Origin of the sequence: Pseudarthrobacter oxydans (genome assembly GCF_030812335.1) — a bacterium.
Taxonomy (GTDB): domain Bacteria; phylum Actinomycetota; class Actinomycetes; order Actinomycetales; family Micrococcaceae; genus Arthrobacter; species Arthrobacter oxydans_B.
Map to the genome: position 1 here is coordinate 155,663 of NZ_JAUSSN010000005.1, position 16,159 is coordinate 171,821.

General features: G+C 66.6%; 13 protein-coding genes. 6 read left to right on the top strand and 7 right to left on the bottom strand.

Annotated elements, in window-relative coordinates; translation table 11 throughout:
* Positions 1–23 precede the first annotated feature (23 nt).
* Positions 24–1,688, bottom strand: a complete 1,665-nt coding sequence (gene aceB, locus J2W14_RS10270) for a malate synthase A (RefSeq protein ID WP_307461971.1) — start codon at positions 1,686–1,688, stop codon at positions 24–26.
* Positions 1,689–1,794: 106 nt separating this feature from the next.
* A complete protein-coding gene (gene aceA, locus J2W14_RS10275) occupies positions 1,795–3,108 on the bottom strand; it encodes an isocitrate lyase (protein ID WP_307461972.1) in 1,314 nt (437 codons plus the stop codon).
* 169 nt (positions 3,109–3,277) lie between these two features.
* Here aceA and J2W14_RS10280 point away from each other — a divergent pair, with 169 nt between their 5' ends.
* Positions 3,278–4,759: a helix-turn-helix transcriptional regulator gene (locus J2W14_RS10280; protein ID WP_307461973.1), complete on the top strand. Its 1,482-nt coding sequence runs from the start codon at positions 3,278–3,280 to the stop codon at positions 4,757–4,759.
* 186 nt (positions 4,760–4,945) lie between these two features.
* On the opposite strand, the gene J2W14_RS10285 is transcribed toward J2W14_RS10280, so the two are convergent.
* Genes J2W14_RS10285 through J2W14_RS10295 form a run of 3 tightly spaced genes read right to left on the bottom strand, consistent with a single transcriptional unit; the run spans position 4,946 to position 8,081 of the window.
* Positions 4,946–5,983, bottom strand: a complete 1,038-nt coding sequence (locus tag J2W14_RS10285) for a TAXI family TRAP transporter solute-binding subunit (RefSeq protein ID WP_307461976.1) — start codon at positions 5,981–5,983, stop codon at positions 4,946–4,948.
* Positions 5,980–7,416, bottom strand: coding sequence for a sensor histidine kinase (locus J2W14_RS10290; protein ID WP_307461979.1), 1,437 nt, complete (start codon positions 7,414–7,416; stop codon positions 5,980–5,982). Before J2W14_RS10290 ends, J2W14_RS10285 begins: the two co-directional genes overlap by 4 nt.
* On the bottom strand, positions 7,413–8,081 hold the full coding sequence (locus J2W14_RS10295) for a response regulator transcription factor (protein WP_307461981.1): 669 nt from the start codon (positions 8,079–8,081) through the stop codon (positions 7,413–7,415). The genes J2W14_RS10290 and J2W14_RS10295 overlap by 4 nt, the downstream gene beginning before the upstream one ends.
* Positions 8,082–8,440: 359 nt before the next feature.
* Here J2W14_RS10295 and J2W14_RS10300 point away from each other — a divergent pair, with 359 nt between their 5' ends.
* On the top strand, positions 8,441–9,865 hold the full coding sequence (locus tag J2W14_RS10300; protein ID WP_307461984.1) for an MFS transporter: 1,425 nt from the start codon (positions 8,441–8,443) through the stop codon (positions 9,863–9,865).
* 94 nt (positions 9,866–9,959) lie between these two features.
* On the opposite strand, the gene J2W14_RS10305 is transcribed toward J2W14_RS10300, so the two are convergent.
* Positions 9,960–10,802 carry a hypothetical protein gene (locus tag J2W14_RS10305; protein WP_307461987.1) on the bottom strand — a complete coding sequence of 281 codons (843 nt, stop codon included), beginning with the start codon at positions 10,800–10,802 and terminating at the stop codon, positions 9,960–9,962.
* Positions 10,803–11,014: 212 nt separating this feature from the next.
* Between J2W14_RS10305 and J2W14_RS10310 the strand changes: the two genes are divergently transcribed.
* A complete protein-coding gene (locus J2W14_RS10310) occupies positions 11,015–11,710 on the top strand; it encodes a queuosine precursor transporter (RefSeq protein WP_307461989.1) in 696 nt (231 codons plus the stop codon).
* Positions 11,711–11,744: 34 nt separating this feature from the next.
* Here J2W14_RS10310 and J2W14_RS10315 read toward each other — a convergent pair whose 3' ends face one another.
* Positions 11,745–12,758 (bottom strand): LacI family DNA-binding transcriptional regulator, encoded by a 1,014-nt coding sequence (locus tag J2W14_RS10315; protein ID WP_307461992.1) that lies wholly within the window; start codon positions 12,756–12,758, stop codon positions 11,745–11,747.
* A 154-nt stretch (positions 12,759–12,912) separates the two neighbouring features.
* Between J2W14_RS10315 and J2W14_RS10320 the strand changes: the two genes are divergently transcribed.
* The 3 genes from J2W14_RS10320 to J2W14_RS10330 are packed head-to-tail and all read left to right on the top strand — an operon-like array spanning position 12,913 to position 16,154.
* Entirely contained in the window at positions 12,913–14,091 is a 1,179-nt protein-coding gene (locus tag J2W14_RS10320; protein WP_307461994.1) for a Gfo/Idh/MocA family protein, read from the top strand.
* Positions 14,088–15,107, top strand: a complete 1,020-nt coding sequence (locus J2W14_RS10325) for a sugar phosphate isomerase/epimerase family protein (RefSeq protein ID WP_307461996.1) — start codon at positions 14,088–14,090, stop codon at positions 15,105–15,107. The genes J2W14_RS10320 and J2W14_RS10325 overlap by 4 nt, the downstream gene beginning before the upstream one ends.
* A 6-nt stretch (positions 15,108–15,113) precedes the next feature.
* Positions 15,114–16,154, top strand: coding sequence for a Gfo/Idh/MocA family protein (locus J2W14_RS10330; RefSeq protein ID WP_307461999.1), 1,041 nt, complete (start codon positions 15,114–15,116; stop codon positions 16,152–16,154).
* Positions 16,155–16,159 lie beyond the last annotated feature (5 nt).

Below are 16,159 nucleotides of genomic sequence, written 5' to 3' on the forward strand. Positions count from 1 at the left end.
GTACCTTCCGGTGCGCTCCTGTATTAGGCGGGGACGAGGGCGGGATCCTCGGTGGGGAGGTCGCCGCCGTCGCGCGCTTCATGCAGGAACCGGTCGTAGGCCGGAAGTGTCAGGAAGGCCGGGAACGCCGGGGTGAGCGTGACTTCCTCGAAGATGTCCCGGGAATCGGCGAAGCGGTCGCCTTCGAAGCGTTCGAGCTTGGCGAACTCCTCGTCCAGCATGTCCTCGACCCATTCGCGGGTGATGACCTCGCCCTGGTCCGTGATGGCCCGGGAGAAGATCCACTGCCACAGCTGCGAGCGGGAGATCTCCGCGGTGGCGGCGTCCTCCATCAGGTTGTGGATGGCCACGGCGCCGTTGCCGCGGAGCCAGGACTCGATGTAGCGGATGCCGACCTCGATGTTGTTCCGGATGCCCCGTTCGGTGATGGTGCCGGTGGTAGAGGCGATGTCGAGCAGGGCGCGGTCGTCGGGGGTGACGTCCTCGCGGAGCCGGTCCAGCTGGTTCGGGCGGTCGCCGAGGACGCCGTCGAACACCTCGCGGCAGACCGGAACCAGGTCCGGGTGCGCCACCCAGGAGCCGTCGAAGCCGTCAGCGGCCTCGCGGGTCTTGTCGGCGCGGACCTTCTCGATGGCGATCGCGTTGGCTTCGGCGTCCTTGCGGTTGGGGACGGCTGCGGCCATTCCGCCGATCGCCATGGCGCCGCGCTTGTGGCAGGCCCGGACCAGCTGTTCGGTGTAGGCGCGCATGAACGGCTGGGTCATGGTCACCTGGCTGCGGTCCGGCAGGACGAAGCGCGGGCCGCGGGTGCGGAAGTTCTTGATCAGCGAGAAGATGTAGTCCCAGCGGCCGGCGTTCAGGCCCGCGGCGTGGTCGCGCAGTTCGTAGAGGATCTCCTCCATTTCGAACGCGGCCGTGATGGTCTCGATCAGCACGGTGGCGCGGATGGTGCCCTGCGGGATGCCGAGCAGGTCCTGGGCGAGGACGAAGATGTCGTTCCACAGGCGGGCCTCGAGGTGGTTCTCGATCTTCGGCAGGTAGAAGTACGGGCCCTTGCCCTGGGCGATCAGCCGGCGGGCGTTGTGGAAGAAGTACAGGCCGAAGTCGACGATGCCGCCGGCGATCGGGGTGCCGTCAATGAGCATGTGCTTTTCCGGCAGGTGCCAGCCGCGGGGACGGACCACAATCGTGGGCAGCTCCTCGGCGGAGCGGAGCTTGTATTCCTTGCCCTCGGGGGAGGTGAAGTCGATCCGGCGCTCCAGGGCGTCGGTGAGGTTGAGCTGGCCCTGGACGACGTTCCGCCACGACGGGGTGGAGGAGTCCTCCATGTCCGCGAGCCACACCTTGGCGCCGGAGTTCAGCGCGTTGATGGTCATCTTCTTGTCCACCGGGCCGGTGATCTCGACGCGGCGGTCCTCGAGGCCCGGAGCCGGGGGAGCAACGCGCCAGTTCGGGTCGTTCCGGACGGACTCGGTCTCGCGGAGGAACCGCGGGTCCTGGCCCTTGCCGATCTGCTGGCGGCGGTCCCGGCGGGCCTGCAACAGCTCCAGCCGCCGTCCCTTGGTTGCCTTGTGCAGCTTGGCAACAAATGCCAAGGCATCAGGAGTCAGGACCTCGCTCTGCCGGCAGATCGGCTGTGCGGTCAACGTAACCCCGTTGATGGTGAAGTTGTCAGTGAAGCTGTTCATGGGAGTTGCTCCTTGGATGTCCGCCGTTGCCCTATCACTTTTGGTCTCCAAAGGAGGCCGATGAGGACCAAAAGTGATAGGGCAACTGGCGGGAAAAGCTGGGGGTTTAGTGGAACTGGCCTTCTTCGGTGGATCCCACCAGAGCCAGGGTGGATGCGTTCGGGTTGAGCGCGGTAGCGATGTCGTCGAAGTAGCCGGTGCCGACTTCGCGCTGGTGCTTGGTCGCGGTGTAGCCGCGGGATTCGGAGGCGAATTCCTTCTCCTGCAGCTCGACGTAGGCGCTCATGCCTTCACGGGCGTAACCGTGGGCGAGATCGAACATCGAGTAGTTCAGGGCGTGGAACCCGGCCAGGGTGATGAACTGGAAGGTGAAGCCCATGGCGCCGAGTTCGCGCTGGAACTTGGCGATCGTGGCGTCGTCGAGGTGCTTCTTCCAGTTGAACGACGGCGAGCAGTTGTAGGAGAGCATCTGGTCCGGGAAGTCGGCCTTGACGGCTTCGGCGAACTTGCGGGCCAGTTCCAGGTCCGGGGTGCCCGTCTCCATCCAGATGAGGTCGGAGTACGGGGCGTAGGCCTTGGCACGGGCGATGCAGGGTTCGATGCCGTTGCGGACCTTGTAGAAGCCCTCAGCGGTGCGCTCGCCGGTGACGAATTCCTGGTCGCGCTCGTCGACGTCGGAGGTGATCAGGGTTGCTGCCTCGGCGTCGGTGCGGGCGATGATGACGGACGGGGTGCCCGCGACGTCGGCGGCCAGGCGGGCGGCGTTCAGAGTGCGGACGTGCTGCTGGCTGGGGATCAGGACCTTGCCGCCGAGGTGGCCGCACTTCTTTTCCGAGGCGAGCTGGTCTTCCCAGTGCACGCCCGAGGCGCCGGCCTGGATCATGGACTTCATCAGCTCGTAGGCGTTGAGGGGGCCGCCGAAACCGGCCTCGGCATCGGCGACGATCGGGACCATCCAGTCCTCGACGGTCTGGATGCCCTCGGAGAACTCGATCTGGTCGGCGCGGAGCAGGGCGTTGTTGATGCGGCGGACCACGGTCGGCACCGAGTTGGCCGGGTACAGGGACTGGTCCGGGTAGGTGTGGCCGGAGTTGTTGGCATCGGCGGCAACCTGCCAGCCCGAGAGGTAGATGGCGCGCAGGCCGGCCTTGACCTGCTGCACGGCCTGGTTGCCGGTCAGGGCACCCAAGGCGTTGGTGTACTTGCCTTCTTTTTTCTCATCGGTGAGCTGCTTCCACAGCTTCTCGGAGCCGCGGCGGGCCAGGGTGTGTTCCTCGGAGACGCGGCCGCGGAGGCGGACGACGTCGGAGGCCTTGTAGTCCCGAGTGACACCTTCCCAGCGCGGGTTGGCAGCCCACTCGAGCTCCAGTGCGGTGGCCTGCTGTTCGGGCGTCTGGGTGGGCTCAAATGCTGCAGTCATCTTTGTCTCCTTAGTGGGGCCCCGGGCCGGCCGTACTGCTTCCTCGCAGTGCGACTGGATGATCCGGTGCGGTGTAACTTTTCCGTAAGACCTACTTTTCTGTACTTTCAACCGCCTTTCTAGATGAAAAGAGTGGAAAGAAATGCACTTCTTCGCGTATTCTCAATAAATGCACCCCGCCAGTTGGAATCGTCCCGCCTCCGCCGCCTCACCCGCCGTCCCGGAGGTGGACGTCATCAGCATGGGCCGCCGCGTCCGACACCTCCGCAAGGCCGCCGGACTCACACTCGATGACCTGAGCGCCACGGTGGGAACAGCCCCCAGCCAGCTGAGCCTGATCGAGAACGGCAAACGCGAGCCCAAGCTCGGACTGCTCCAGCAACTCGCGGCGGCGCTGGGCGTCAGCATCGACGAACTGCTGGGCGCGGAGCCGCCCAACCGGCGCGCGGCTCTGGAGATTGAGCTGGAGCGCTACCAGCGCAGCCCCATCTACGAGTCCCTCAAGCTGCCCAAGATCCGCATCAGCTCACGGCTCCCGATGGATGTGCTGGAGTCCATGGTGGGGTTGCAGCACGAGCTGGAACGCCGGCTCAACGAGCAGATCGCGACGCCGGAAGAGGCCCGCCGCGCGAACGGGGAACTGCGCGCCATGATGCGCGAGCGGAACAACTACTTCCCGGAGTACGAGGCCGAAGCGCAGAAGGTCCTGGCCTCCGTCGGGCACACGAGCGGCCCGCTGTCCCATCACGTCATCGCCGACATCGCCGGGCACCTCGGGTTCACCCTCCACCACGTGGGCGACCTGCCGCACTCCACCCGTTCGGTGACCGACCTTAAGAACCGCCGGATTTATCTCACGCAGAACGCGCGCAGCGACCACGACCCGCGTTCGGTGCTGCTGCAGGCGCTGGGCCACTACGTGCTGGGGCACCAGACCCCCACGAACTACGGCGACTTCCTGATGCAGCGGGTGGCCACGAACTACTTTGCCGCCGCGCTCCTGCTGCCGGAGCAGGCCACCGTGGAATTCCTGCAGAAAGCCAAGCAGGCCAAGGAGATCGCGGTGGAGGACATCCGGGACGCCTTCGCCGTGTCGTATGAGACCGCCGCGCACCGCTTCACCAACCTCGCCACCCAGCACCTGGACCTGCGGACGCACTTCCAGAAGACCCACAAGAGCGGCATCATCTACAAGGCCTACGAGAACGACGGCGTGACGTTCCCGCAGGACCATACCGGCGCCATCGAGGGCCAGCCGTCCTGCAAGAACTGGACCTCCCGGGTGGTCTTCGACGTGCCGGACAAGTTCTCCGCGTACAACCAGTACACCGACACCCCGGCCGGAACCTTCTGGTGCACGGCCCGGACGGAGCGCTCCGCCAACGGCGAGTTCTCGCTTTCGGTCGGCGTCCCGTACGCCCAGGTGAAGTGGTTCCGCGGCCGGGACACCACGGAGCGCTCCAAGTCGACCTGCCCGGACGAAAGCTGCTGCCGGCGCCCGCCGGCGGCCCTGACGTCAGAGTGGGCCGGCAACGCCTGGCCCTCGGCACGGGCCCATTCGCACCTGCTCGCCGCGATGCCGCCCGGCGCCTTCCCCGGCGTGGACGAGACCGAGGTCTACAGCTTCCTGCAGGCCCACTCCGGCAGCTGAACAAAGCACGACGGCGGCCGGGCACCGCCGTCGGTTCCTTACGGGACTGAGGTGCGGCACCGCCGTCGTCCCTCCCCAGACGCTCTCTCACTTCCTGCGGGTTCTTGGCCAACGCCCTCTCACTCTCTTGGGGAAAGTGAGAGAGCGTTCCGGTATTTGTTGCAGGGTCTGAGAGAGGGTTTCCCCTTACCCGTGGAGTTCCCGGTAGGCAGCAGCGGCTGCCGGGTGCAACGGCAGTCCGGCAGTGTTGATCAGCGACTCCGGGCTCAGGAACTGGACCCCCAGGCTGGAGCGGGGGATCAGTTCCTCGGCATGCCCCACCAGCAGTTCGACCGTCCTCTTCACGGTTCTCCCGTCCAGGTCGTTCCGGCACAGGAGGAGATTCGCCACACCCACCGTCCAGACACCGGGAATGCCCTCGTAGCTGCCCTCAGGGATCAGCACGCGGTCGTAGTAGGGGCCATAGCGGGTCCGTACGGACGGAATCAACGCAGAGAGGTCCAGGAATGCCAGGGCGGCCACCTTGTTGCTGTCAGCGATCGCAGCCGTTGGCACGCCGCCGGACCAGAACAGGGCGTCCACCGATCCGCCCTGCAGGGCTGCCAGGCCATCGTTGAGCCCGAGGTTCAGCACGGTAACGGTCTTTTCGGTGGCCGCCGCGGAGGCAGTGCCAACAGCAGCGGAGCCGAGCCCGGCAGCCTCGATCAGGCGAGGAGTGGTCAACGAGGTCCCGGAGCCGGGCTCGCCGACAGCCACTGTCCTCCCGGCCAGTCCGGCGAGGTCGCGGATGCCGCTGCCTTTCCGCACAACGCAATGCACGTAGTTTTCGTATACCCGGCCGAGGGCCGTGACTCCGGCGGCCGACGTGCTGTGTGTTGCCAGCTGCTGGGCCGCGGCATCGGCCAGCGCGACGGCGAACGTGGCCTGCCCCGTCAGCAGTTGGCCCAGGTTATCCAGGCTGCCTCCGGTGGTCAGGGCCACCGCATGGTCTGCCACTCCATGACGCTGGAGGGACTCCGCCAGCAGCGTGGCGAACTCCAGATAGAACCCTCCCGGCTCACCCCCGGCCACGGTCACCGTGCCCGGACGGTCCTCGGGAGTGCAGGCGCTGAGGGCTGGCAAAAGCAGTCCCGCCAGCCCGGCAGCCAGCCCGGCCTTGAGAGCGGTCCGCCTCGGCGGAAGGCCTCCGGACATCATGCCGGCCATGCGAGGCGTTCCAGTCATGCCGGACCCTCCTTACTAGGCCCGGCCACGGCACGCGGAAACTCGATGCTCGCGATCAGGCCGCGCGGCGAGGCTTCCGCCAGCAGCAGGCGGCCCCCGTTGGCTCCGGCCAGTTTGTCCACGATCGTCATGCCCAGGCCGTTGCCGCGGATCTCCCGGTGTTGCGGGGAACGCCAGAACCGGCCTGTGGCAGCGGCACGTTCCGCAGCGGAAAGCCCCGGACCGTCGTCGGAGATTTCGACGGCGACCGCGTCCGGGCGGACCCTGACTGCCACCGAGATGCGGGCAGGGGCTGCGTATTTGATGGCGTTGTTGATCAGTTCCCCCACCATCTGGGCCAGTTCGGCGGCGTTGCAGGCGATGTGCACCGTCGGGTCCGGCGGACCGTCCAGCAGGATGGAAGAGCCGCTGCGCCGTGCCGCAGGTCCTGCCCGTTCGGTTTCTTCCTGCAGGACAGGGTAAGGATCAACCACCGCCTGGAGCCCGCGGGAAGGGGTCTCCAGCGGCCCTCCGGCAGAGTCTTCGAAGACCCTGTGCTCGGCCGTGGCCAGCCTCAATACGCCGTCCAGCATCTCTTCCACACGTTCCAGTTCCGCCAGTACTCTGGCTGCGGCCTTGTGTTCCCGGGCTGTGTGCAGTTCTAACTGCAGTAAGTCGACCCGCAACCGCAGGGCGCCCACGGGATTGCGCAGCTGATGGGACGTGTCGGCAATCAGCTGGCGCTGGGAGTCGATGCTGTCGCTGACCGTCCGCGCCATTCTTGTGAAGGAACGGCTCAGTTCCCGCAGTTCCGGCGGCCCGTCCTCAGGAAGCTGGCCGGTCCTCCCTATTGCCTCAAGCTCCGTAACCGCCGAATTCAGGCGGTGCACAGGACGCAGCACCCACCTGGTCACGCGGGCGGCGCCGAGGAGGAGCACTGCTGTGAGGGCGGCGGCAGCGACTCCGACAAGGAGCCACCGCTCCCGCAGCTTCTGCCGGGCGGCATCCAGGCCCACTTCCAAGACCGCCTCGCCAAGAACCTGGCTTGCGCTGCCGAAGGAGCGTGAAATCACCTCGGACCCGGTTCCGAAAGGCTGAAGCGGAGCGAGCGTGGTGTCGTTGAGGTTCAGGTTCGCCCTGGCCAGCGCACCGCGGACGTCCGCCCTCTCCTCGCTCAGGCTGCCCGAGCGCAGCGTGCCTGCCTGGAGGCGGATCAGGACCCCTTCCCCAAACAGTTCCGAGTATCTGTCCATCTCGGTCTGCAACTGTGCGGCATCTCCCCCGTCCATGGCGGTGTCGAACGCTACCTGCGCGAGGCGGTTGAGGGCGGCAGCCCGGTTGATCTGAAGTTCCTGAGTGAGCTCACGGCTGGCCGACGTCAGGATGGCGGTGGAGGCGAAGATGACGATGAGGACGGACAGGATGCTCAGGACACCGAGGACTCGCAGCTTCACGCAGGACCCGCCTCGACCCGGTAGCCCACGCCTCGGACGTTGATGATGAAGCCGGGCATCTGGAGTTTCGCCCGCAGGCCTGTCAGGTGAACGTCGAGGGACCGGGAGGAGGCAAGGAACGCATCGCCCCACAGGGCATCCAGGATCTGCTCCCGCGTGACCACCGAACCCGCGTGGCTTGCCAGGAGAGCGAGCAGGTCGAACTCAGTGGCGGTCAACGGAAGGACCCTGGGACCGATCGCGGCCACACGCCGTTCGAGGTCCACCTCGAGTTCGCCCAGCACGACGGTCCGCTGCCTGATGTCCTTTGCACGGCCTGCCCGCCGGGTGACGGCTTCGATTCGCGCGAGGAGCTCAACTAGTTTCACCGGCTTGACGAGGTAGTCATCGGCTCCGGACCGCAGGCCAAGCACCACGCTGCGCTCGTCGTGGCGGGCTGTGAGGATCAGGATCGGGACGGGTGTGACCTGGCGAAGCTTGCGCAGGACGTCGAGGCCGTCCATATCGGGAAGGCCCAGATCGAGCAGGATGACCTCAAAGCGCCGGTGTTCCAGGAGTGCGTCGGCTCCGCGGGCAACCCGGGAGGCCGTGTGTCCGGCGGAAACCACGGCTGCGTCCAGGGCGGACGCCATGGCGTCGTCGTCCTCGACGATGAGCACATCCATGGTCTGTTTCCTGTTCCGTATGAGCGGTGCTTTCTTCCCCGACCCGCCTTTGGAGATTACCCCGTCCACCGATTTTCCGCCCGCCGGGCTCTGAACCCACAAAGACGCGGTCCTGCATCCGCTAGATGCAGGGGCAAGCGCAGATCCATCACGCCAACCCCGGAGCTAAACCTAAGGAAGTGTTAGGACTTCCCCTCCTGCGTTGGCTGTGCGGTGGATCACGAATAGCTTGGATGGAGTCCCCGGCTTTCCGGGGACTGCCGATGTCGAGGAGGAACCATGAGCAATGTTGCCGTGGACAGCACGAAAGTACGCCCGGAACGGTTGCCGGTGGCGGCTTCGTCAAGGAAGGTTCAGCGATGAGCACCCAGCAAAGCGAAGTCCAGAGCGAGTCAGCCCAGACCCGCCGGGCCGTGAACAACATCCTCAAAGGCTCTGCCGGCAACCTCGTCGAGTGGTACGACCTCTACGTTTACACAGTCTTCGCGGCATATTTCCAGTCGCATTTCTTCAATTCCAAGGACGAACTCCAGGCGGGCCTTGAGGCCATGGCCGTCTTCTCAACGTCCTTCCTGATGCGCCCGGTTGGTGCCTGGTTCTTCGGCCGCTATGCCGACCGCAAGGGACGCAAGGCGGCCCTGACGCTCAGCGTGACGATCATGTCCGCCGGTTCCTTCGCCATCGCCATCCTGCCGACGACCCAGCAGATCGGCGTCTGGGCACTGATTCTGCTGATCGTGGTGCGGCTGGTCCAGGGCTTCTCCGTGGGCGGCGAATACGGCACCAGCGCCACCTACATGTCCGAGGCCGCCACGTCCAAGCGTCGCGGATTCTTCTCCAGCTTCCAGTACGTCACCCTGATCGGCGGCCAGATGCTGGCCCTGCTGGTTCTCGTCATCCTGCAGAACACCATGGACAAGGGCGCCCTGACCGAGTGGGGCTGGCGTATCCCGTTCGCGATTGGCGGCGTGGCCGCGCTCGTGGTCCTGTGGCTGCGGCGCTCGATGGAAGAAACCGTGTCCGCCGAGCAGGTCGAGGCCGCCAAGGTTCCGGCCGTGACCGGCGTTGCGCAGCCTGGCACCATGAAGCTGCTGTTCACCGAGCACTGGAAGCCGCTGCTGATCTGCATCGGCGTGACCCTCGGCGGCACCGTGGCGTTCTACACGTACACCAACTTCATCCTGAAGTTCATGAACGATACCTCCGGGATCGCCAAGACCGACACGTCCGTGATCAACTTCTGGGCGCTATTCATCTTCATGCTGCTCCAGCCGGTCTACGGGATCATCTCGGACAAGGTCGGGCGCCGGCCGCTGCTGCTCTGGTTCGGCATCACCGGTGTCCTGTTCACTTGGCCGCTGCTCTCCACCCTGGCGGGCACGAAGGATCCGTTCACGGCGTTCCTGCTCATGATGGGCGGCCTGCTGATCGTCGGCGGCTACACCTCGATCAACGCACTGGTGAAGGCCGAGCTGTTCCCGGCTTCCATCCGCGCCCTCGGCGTCGGCCTCGGCTACGCCATCGCGAACTCGCTTTTCGGCGGAACGGTTCCGCTGCTGGGTGCAGCGTTCCAGAAGGCCGAGCGCGTGGACCTGTTCTTCACCTACGTCACCGTGGCCATTGCCATCTCGCTGCTGGTCTACATCTTCGCGCTGAAGAACAAGAAGTCCACACACCTGGACCACGAACAGGGCCACGCATGGGAGCCCGCGGCGGCCCCGGCGGTGTCCGGCGACGGCCGCAAGGACGACGACAAGGACCTCGTCGACGCCTCGCGCCGCTAGCTTTTTTGGGCCGCCGAACCGGCGGTGAGGACGACGACGGCGGGTTGCCGGCTCCGGGGCTTTGGTCCGGTAGCCGGCGGCCCGCCGTCGTCGATCACGGGGTTGCCGGGTCGGTCTCCGGAAGGGGGCGGTTGGCGACGCGGAAGGCCGTGGACCGGTCAGCCGAATGACGGTAAGCGATGAGGTGGGCCAGCGCGGCGACACCCAGTGCGATCCCGGTCATTTCCAGGGATTCTTCAACCAGCGTGAGCAGGAAGAATTGCCAGGGCAGGGTATCGCCCTGGATGAAAAGTCCGGACAGGGTTTCGACCCCGACGCCACCGGCCACAAAAATGATTCCGGCGGCCAGAAGGCCTGCCCGGGAGGTCCGGGGCAGGCCGAGGACCATCCGCAGCAGAGAGAGTCCGATCAGGCCGGCGATGAGAACGCCGGGGATGACCCAGGTGAAGCCCAGCTGCAGCGGAAGGTACCTGCCCAGCTCGCTTCCAATCACATCGAGGCGCTCATGCAGTTCCAGGGTCTCGTCGATGGAAAAGACCATGCAGACAGCGCAGAACAGTGCCCAGGAGCCGCGGTGCCGGGAAGCCCGGCGTGCGAAATATCCGGCAAGGATTCCCGCGGTTATCCAGAGCCCGGCGCTGAACCAGGTCGGCAGATTGATTTCGCGCCCGACGTCGAAAAAGTAGAACCAGAACCGGACGGTTTCGACGGACTCCGGGGGTGCCCATTGCGTGGCCAACGCCAGCGAGCCGCTGATCAGGACCAAAAGGACTACCGGAATCATGAGGTAGGTGAAAGACCGCCACAGGCTGATTCTCCGCCAGACCGTGGCATCCACCGGACCTGCCGGTACGTCGGCGCTGCCTTCGGAGGCGACGGTCGTGAGACCATCGCTGTGCCGGGCGGAACCGCTGTCCTCGGGGGAATCGGAAGCCATGCCGAAATTCTAGCGGGGCGGCGTGCCCGCAGCCGGGAGGCAGGTCCCCGCGCTCCGCAACGCCAACCACAGCCCCGGGCAACGGGTGAGAGAATGGTGGACGGTTCCGCAGCGAGATCTTCGGACCCGTCCAGTGCTAATACAGCCGGCCGCCCAGCGTGGTCCTCCCGGAGGATCCGGGCGCCGAGCGAACCACTATGAATGGAACACCCATGACTTCCGCCCAGACGTTCCCGGCCCCAGCGCCGCCCAAGTTCGCCTCAATAGGTTCCTCCTACTTCGGCATCCTGCTGGCCGTCATGGCCGTGGTGCTGATTCTGTCCAACATCGGGGCGTCGAAGGGCGTCGCCATCGGCCCGGTCATCACCGACGGCGGCTTCTTCCTCTTCCCGCTGGCCTACATCCTCGGGGACGTCATCAGCGAGGTCTATGGCTTCAGGGTGGCCCGCAAGGCCATCATCACCGCCTTCGCGCTGTCCGTGTTCGCATCGCTCTGCTACTGGATCATCATCGCCTTGCCGGGCTTCGCCGACGACTTCGGTGTTGCCAAGCAGGCCGCGCTGGAAGGCGCCCTCGGCCCGGTTCCGCAGATTGTGCTGGGCTCCCTGCTGGCGTTCCTGGCCGGGCAGACCATCAACGCGTGGATCCTCGTGAAGATGAAGGCACGCACGGGGGAGAAGTCCCTCTGGGCGCGCATCATGGGGTCCTCGGTCGCCGGCGAGTTCGTGGACACCCTGATCTTCTGCAGCATCGCCGCCTCCGTGATCGGCATTACCGACGTCGGCACGTTCGTGAACTACGTCGTCGTGGGCTTCCTCTACAAGACCCTCGTGGAGTTCCTCTTCGTCCCGGTCACCGCGGCCGCGATCGGCTGGATCAAGCAGCGCGAACCGAGCTACGGGGCGTAGGGCCGCCGCCTGCGGTTCGGCCGGCGAGGTCCAGTCAGCCGGAAACCCGGGCTGTGGTGCCGCGGACGATGAGGGCCGGCTCAATCAGCTTGCGCTCGGGCTCGAGGGTGGGGTCCTGGATCCGGGCCAGCAGCGTGTGGGCGACATCGACGCCGACGAGGTCGCTGCGGTTGTCCACGGACGACATGTCCAGGTAGCGGGACTTGGCCAGCTGGGAGTTGTCGTAGCCGACCACGGAGAGGTCCGCCGGGACGGACAGGCCGCGAGCCTTGGCGGCGGCGAGGGCACCCAGGGCCATGGTGTCATTGGCCGCGAACAGGGCTGTGGTATCGGGGTGGTGGTCGAGAATCCAGCAGGCTGCCGCGTAGCCGTCCTCCTCGGAGGTCCCCTGGGATTCGCCGGCAATCCGGACCCCGACGCCGGCCTCCACGAGGCGGCGGCGGAACCCTTCGCGCCGGTGGGCGGCGGCGCCGCCGGAGCCGGAGAGGTGCCCGATCCGCGTGTGGCCAAGCTCCAGCAGGTGGTCCGCAGCCAGGCGGCCGCCCTCGTCGTCGTCATTCGTGATGAGGCTTGCCCCGGCGGGGACCCCGCCCCGCCAGCCCGCGACGACGGCGGGAACCCAGGTTCCGGCCATCATCGACTCACTTGGCTCGGCGGCGATCACGAGGCCCTCCACATGCATGGACAGCAGGCCGTCCGTGGCCTCCGTGATGCGGTTCTCGCCCGGGCGGGAATCCGCGAGGGTGACCTGGTAGCCGTGGGGGGAGAGCGCGGATTCCAGGCCGCGTAGCAGGTCCACGAACCAGAGGTTCCGGAAGTCGTCAATGACCAGCCCGATGCTCTTGGTCTGGCTGCTGGCGAGGGTCGTGGCCGCACGGCTGGGCCGGTAGCCCAGCTCCGACATGGCCGCCCGGACTGCCGCCCGGCGCTTCTCGCTGACCTTCGACGGGTTCTGCAGCACCAGCGACACCAGCGACGGGGAGACGCCGGCACTCTTGGCGACGTCATAGATCGTCGGGCGCCGGGTTCGGGCGGGGTTCAGCGTCATCTGCAGAGCCTTTCATGTCTCATCCGAGGATAACCGGCGAACCATTGACAGGACATATTCACATAGCTACGCTTTTGTTCAGCGCCAGTTTTTGTAGCGCTCCAATTTTAGCGGACCTGGCCGGTGGCCTGGCCGAATTTCAAAGGAGAAATCGATGGCTGACAGTCTAGGAGTCGCCGTAATCGGCGCCGGCATGGCAGGCAAGGCCCACGCGGCTGCATACCGCACGGCATCGGCACTCTACAGCCCGGTCCTTCCGCCCATCCGGCTGGTTTCCATCGGCGACGTGAACGCCGAGTTCGGCTCCCTGGCGGCGAAGCGTTTTGGCTACGAACGCCATGACACCTCATGGCAGGCGATCGCCGAGGCCGAGGACATCGACGTCGTCAGCGTCGTGATCGCGAACTCCCTCCACCGCGAAGTCGTCGAAGGACTGCTAGCCGCCGGGAAGCACGTGCTGTGTGAAAAGCCGCTCAGCGACTCAATCGCGGACGCCCGCGCCATGGCAGTGGCCGCCGACAACGCCAGCTCGATCGCCCGCATCGGGTTCACCTTCCGCCGCACGCCGGGCATCGCGTACATCCGCGACCTCATCCGGTCCGGTGTCCTGGGCAACGTCCTGCACTTCAGCGGCCGCTACTGGACCGACTACGGGTTCAGCCCCTCGGCCCCCATGAGCTGGCGCTACAAGGGCGGCCCCGGCTCGGGCGCGCTGGCCGACGTCGGAAGTCACCTGACGTATGTCGCCGAATTCCTCTGCGGCGACATCAAGTCCATCAGCGGAGGCCGACTCAGCACAGTGATCGGCAAGCGCCCGCTGCCGCTCGGCGCCGTCATGGGCCATGACCACGCCGCGGTCAGCGACACGTTCGAGACCGTTGAAAATGACGACTACGCCGCCTTCTCCGCCGAATTCGAGAACGGTGCCGGCGGCTTCGAGGTCTCGCGTGTCGCGGCCGGGCACGCCAACAGCCTCATCTTCGAGGTCTTCTGCGAGAACGGCGCCGCCAGGTTCGACCAGCGCCGCCCCGCGGAGATCGAACTGTTCCTCAACGACGGACCGGCCAACGAAAACGGCTACCGCCAGGTCATCCTCGGCCCCGGACACCCCTACATCGCCGGCGGCCTGGCCATGGACGCGCCCAGCGTCGGCTTCGGCCAGAACGATGCCTTCGGATATCAGGCCCGCGCGTTCCTCGAGGAAGTCGCCGGCATCAACGAGGAATCCTCGCTGCCGCGCTGCGCCACCTTCGACGAGGGCGTGCGCAACATGGAACTCCTCGGTGCGGTCACCGAATCGGCGCTCAACAACGGAAAGAAAGTCACACTATGAAACTCGGTGTCTACAACGCCATCCTGCACGACCGGCCCCTTCCCGAGGCCCTCAAGGTCATTGCCGACCTGGGGCTGACCGGCATCGAGATCAACACGGGTGGATTCCTGCCGGCCGTCCACGTCCCCAACATGGACCAGATCCTCGAAAGCGACGCGGCCCGCGACGACTATCTCGCCATCTTCGAGGGAACCGGCGTCTCAATCGCCGGCCTGAACTGCAACGGCAACCCGCTGCACCCCAAGCGTGAGATCGGCGAGAAACATGCCGAGGACATCCGCCGCTCCATCCGGCTGGCGCACCGGCTGGGACAGGACCGCGTGGTGACCATGTCCGGCCTGCCCGGCGGGGAGCCCGGCGCCACCATGGTCAACTGGGTCGTCAACGCCTGGAACTCGGCGGCCTTGGACGTGCTCGACTACCAGTGGGGCATCGCGGCCGACTTCTGGAAGGAAACCGACCGGCTCGCGGCCGACCACGGAGTGAAGGTGGCCCTCGAGCTGCACCCGCAGAACATCGTGTTCAACACCGCCGATGTCCACAAGCTCATCGAGCTCACCGGCGCGACCCACGTCGGCGTCGAGTTGGACGCCTCGCACCTCTTCTGGCAGCAGATGGATCCGGTCGCGGTTATCCGCGAACTCGGCCCGCTGGTCTTCCAGGCGGCGGCGAAGGACGTGCGCATCAACACCGGGAACGCCGCACTCTACGGAGTCCTCGACAACAGCTTCCGCCGGCTCTCCCCGGAGGAAAACCGCACCAATCTCGGCGGCGAAGAATGGGCGAACGAATGGCCCAAGGACTCGGCGTGGGACTTCGTGGCCCTGGGGCGCGGGCACGACACCGCATACTGGACCGAGTTCCTGCGCGCGCTGTACGAGGTGGACCCGGACATGCTCGTCAACATCGAGCACGAGGACGTGTCCTTGGGCCGGATCGAGGGCCTGCAGGTGGCGGCCAAGGTCCTGCGCGACGCCGACGCGGCGCTCTCGGCGTCGCTGCACCTCACGAACTGACCGCGCGTGCGAATCGGAATCGTCGGCTACGGAGCCGGCGGCAGGTACTTCCATGCCCCCTTCATCGATGCGGCCGACGGCGTCGAACTCGCCGGAATCGTGGCCCGTTCGGCGGACAAACGCGCGGCGGCCGCCGCGGATTATCCCGGCCTTCCGGTCTACGGGAGCCTGGCGGAGATGCTCGACGCCGGGGTGGACGCCGTCACCATCACGACGCCCCCGCACACACGCCGCGAACTGGTGCTCGAGGCCGTCGAGGCCGGCGTCCACGTCGTGGCGGACAAACCGTTCGCCCCCGATGCCGCCTCAGCCCGGGAGCTTGCCGACGCCGCCCAACGGGCGGGCGTGGTCCTGAACGTCTACCACAACCGCCGCCGCGACGCGGATATCCTCACCCTCGCCGGGGTCCTCGCCTCGGGTGACATCGGGGAGGTGTGGCGGGTTCACTCGATCATGGACCAGGACGGTGCCGCCACCCTCGAGACCGGTGCCGCGGGCGGACTCCTGCGCGACCTGGGCAGCCACCTCGTGGACCAGATGCTGTGGCTGTTGGGCCCGGCAACCCACGTCTACGGCACCCTCGACTGGACCGACCGCTTCGGCGAGAGCACGGACTGCGGCTTTTTCGTGACCCTGACCCACGATTCCGGAGCCTTCTCGACGGTTTCGGCCAGCAAACTCAACCACTCCACCACGCGTGAACTGCGCGCCTACGGCAGCAATGGCAGCTACCTTGCCTCGGGCGCCGACGTCCAGGCCGAAGCCCTGGCCGCCGGCCGCCGCCCGGCCCTGGAGCCGGCCACGTGGGGGATCGACGTTCCGGAAAACTGGGGGACCCTGGCGGTCGCCGGTGGCCGGTCCCAGGTCGCCTCGAAGCAGGGTAACTACGCCGGGTTCTACACGGAGTTCGCCCGCGCGGTCCGGGACGGCGGGCCCGGACCCGTGCCGGCCGCCGAAGGGGTGCGGACCCTGGAGGTCCTCGACGCCGTCCGGCGCAGCGCGCTGGAGAACAGGGTCGTGGAGCTGGGTGGCGCCCAGGAGGTGTGAGGCCC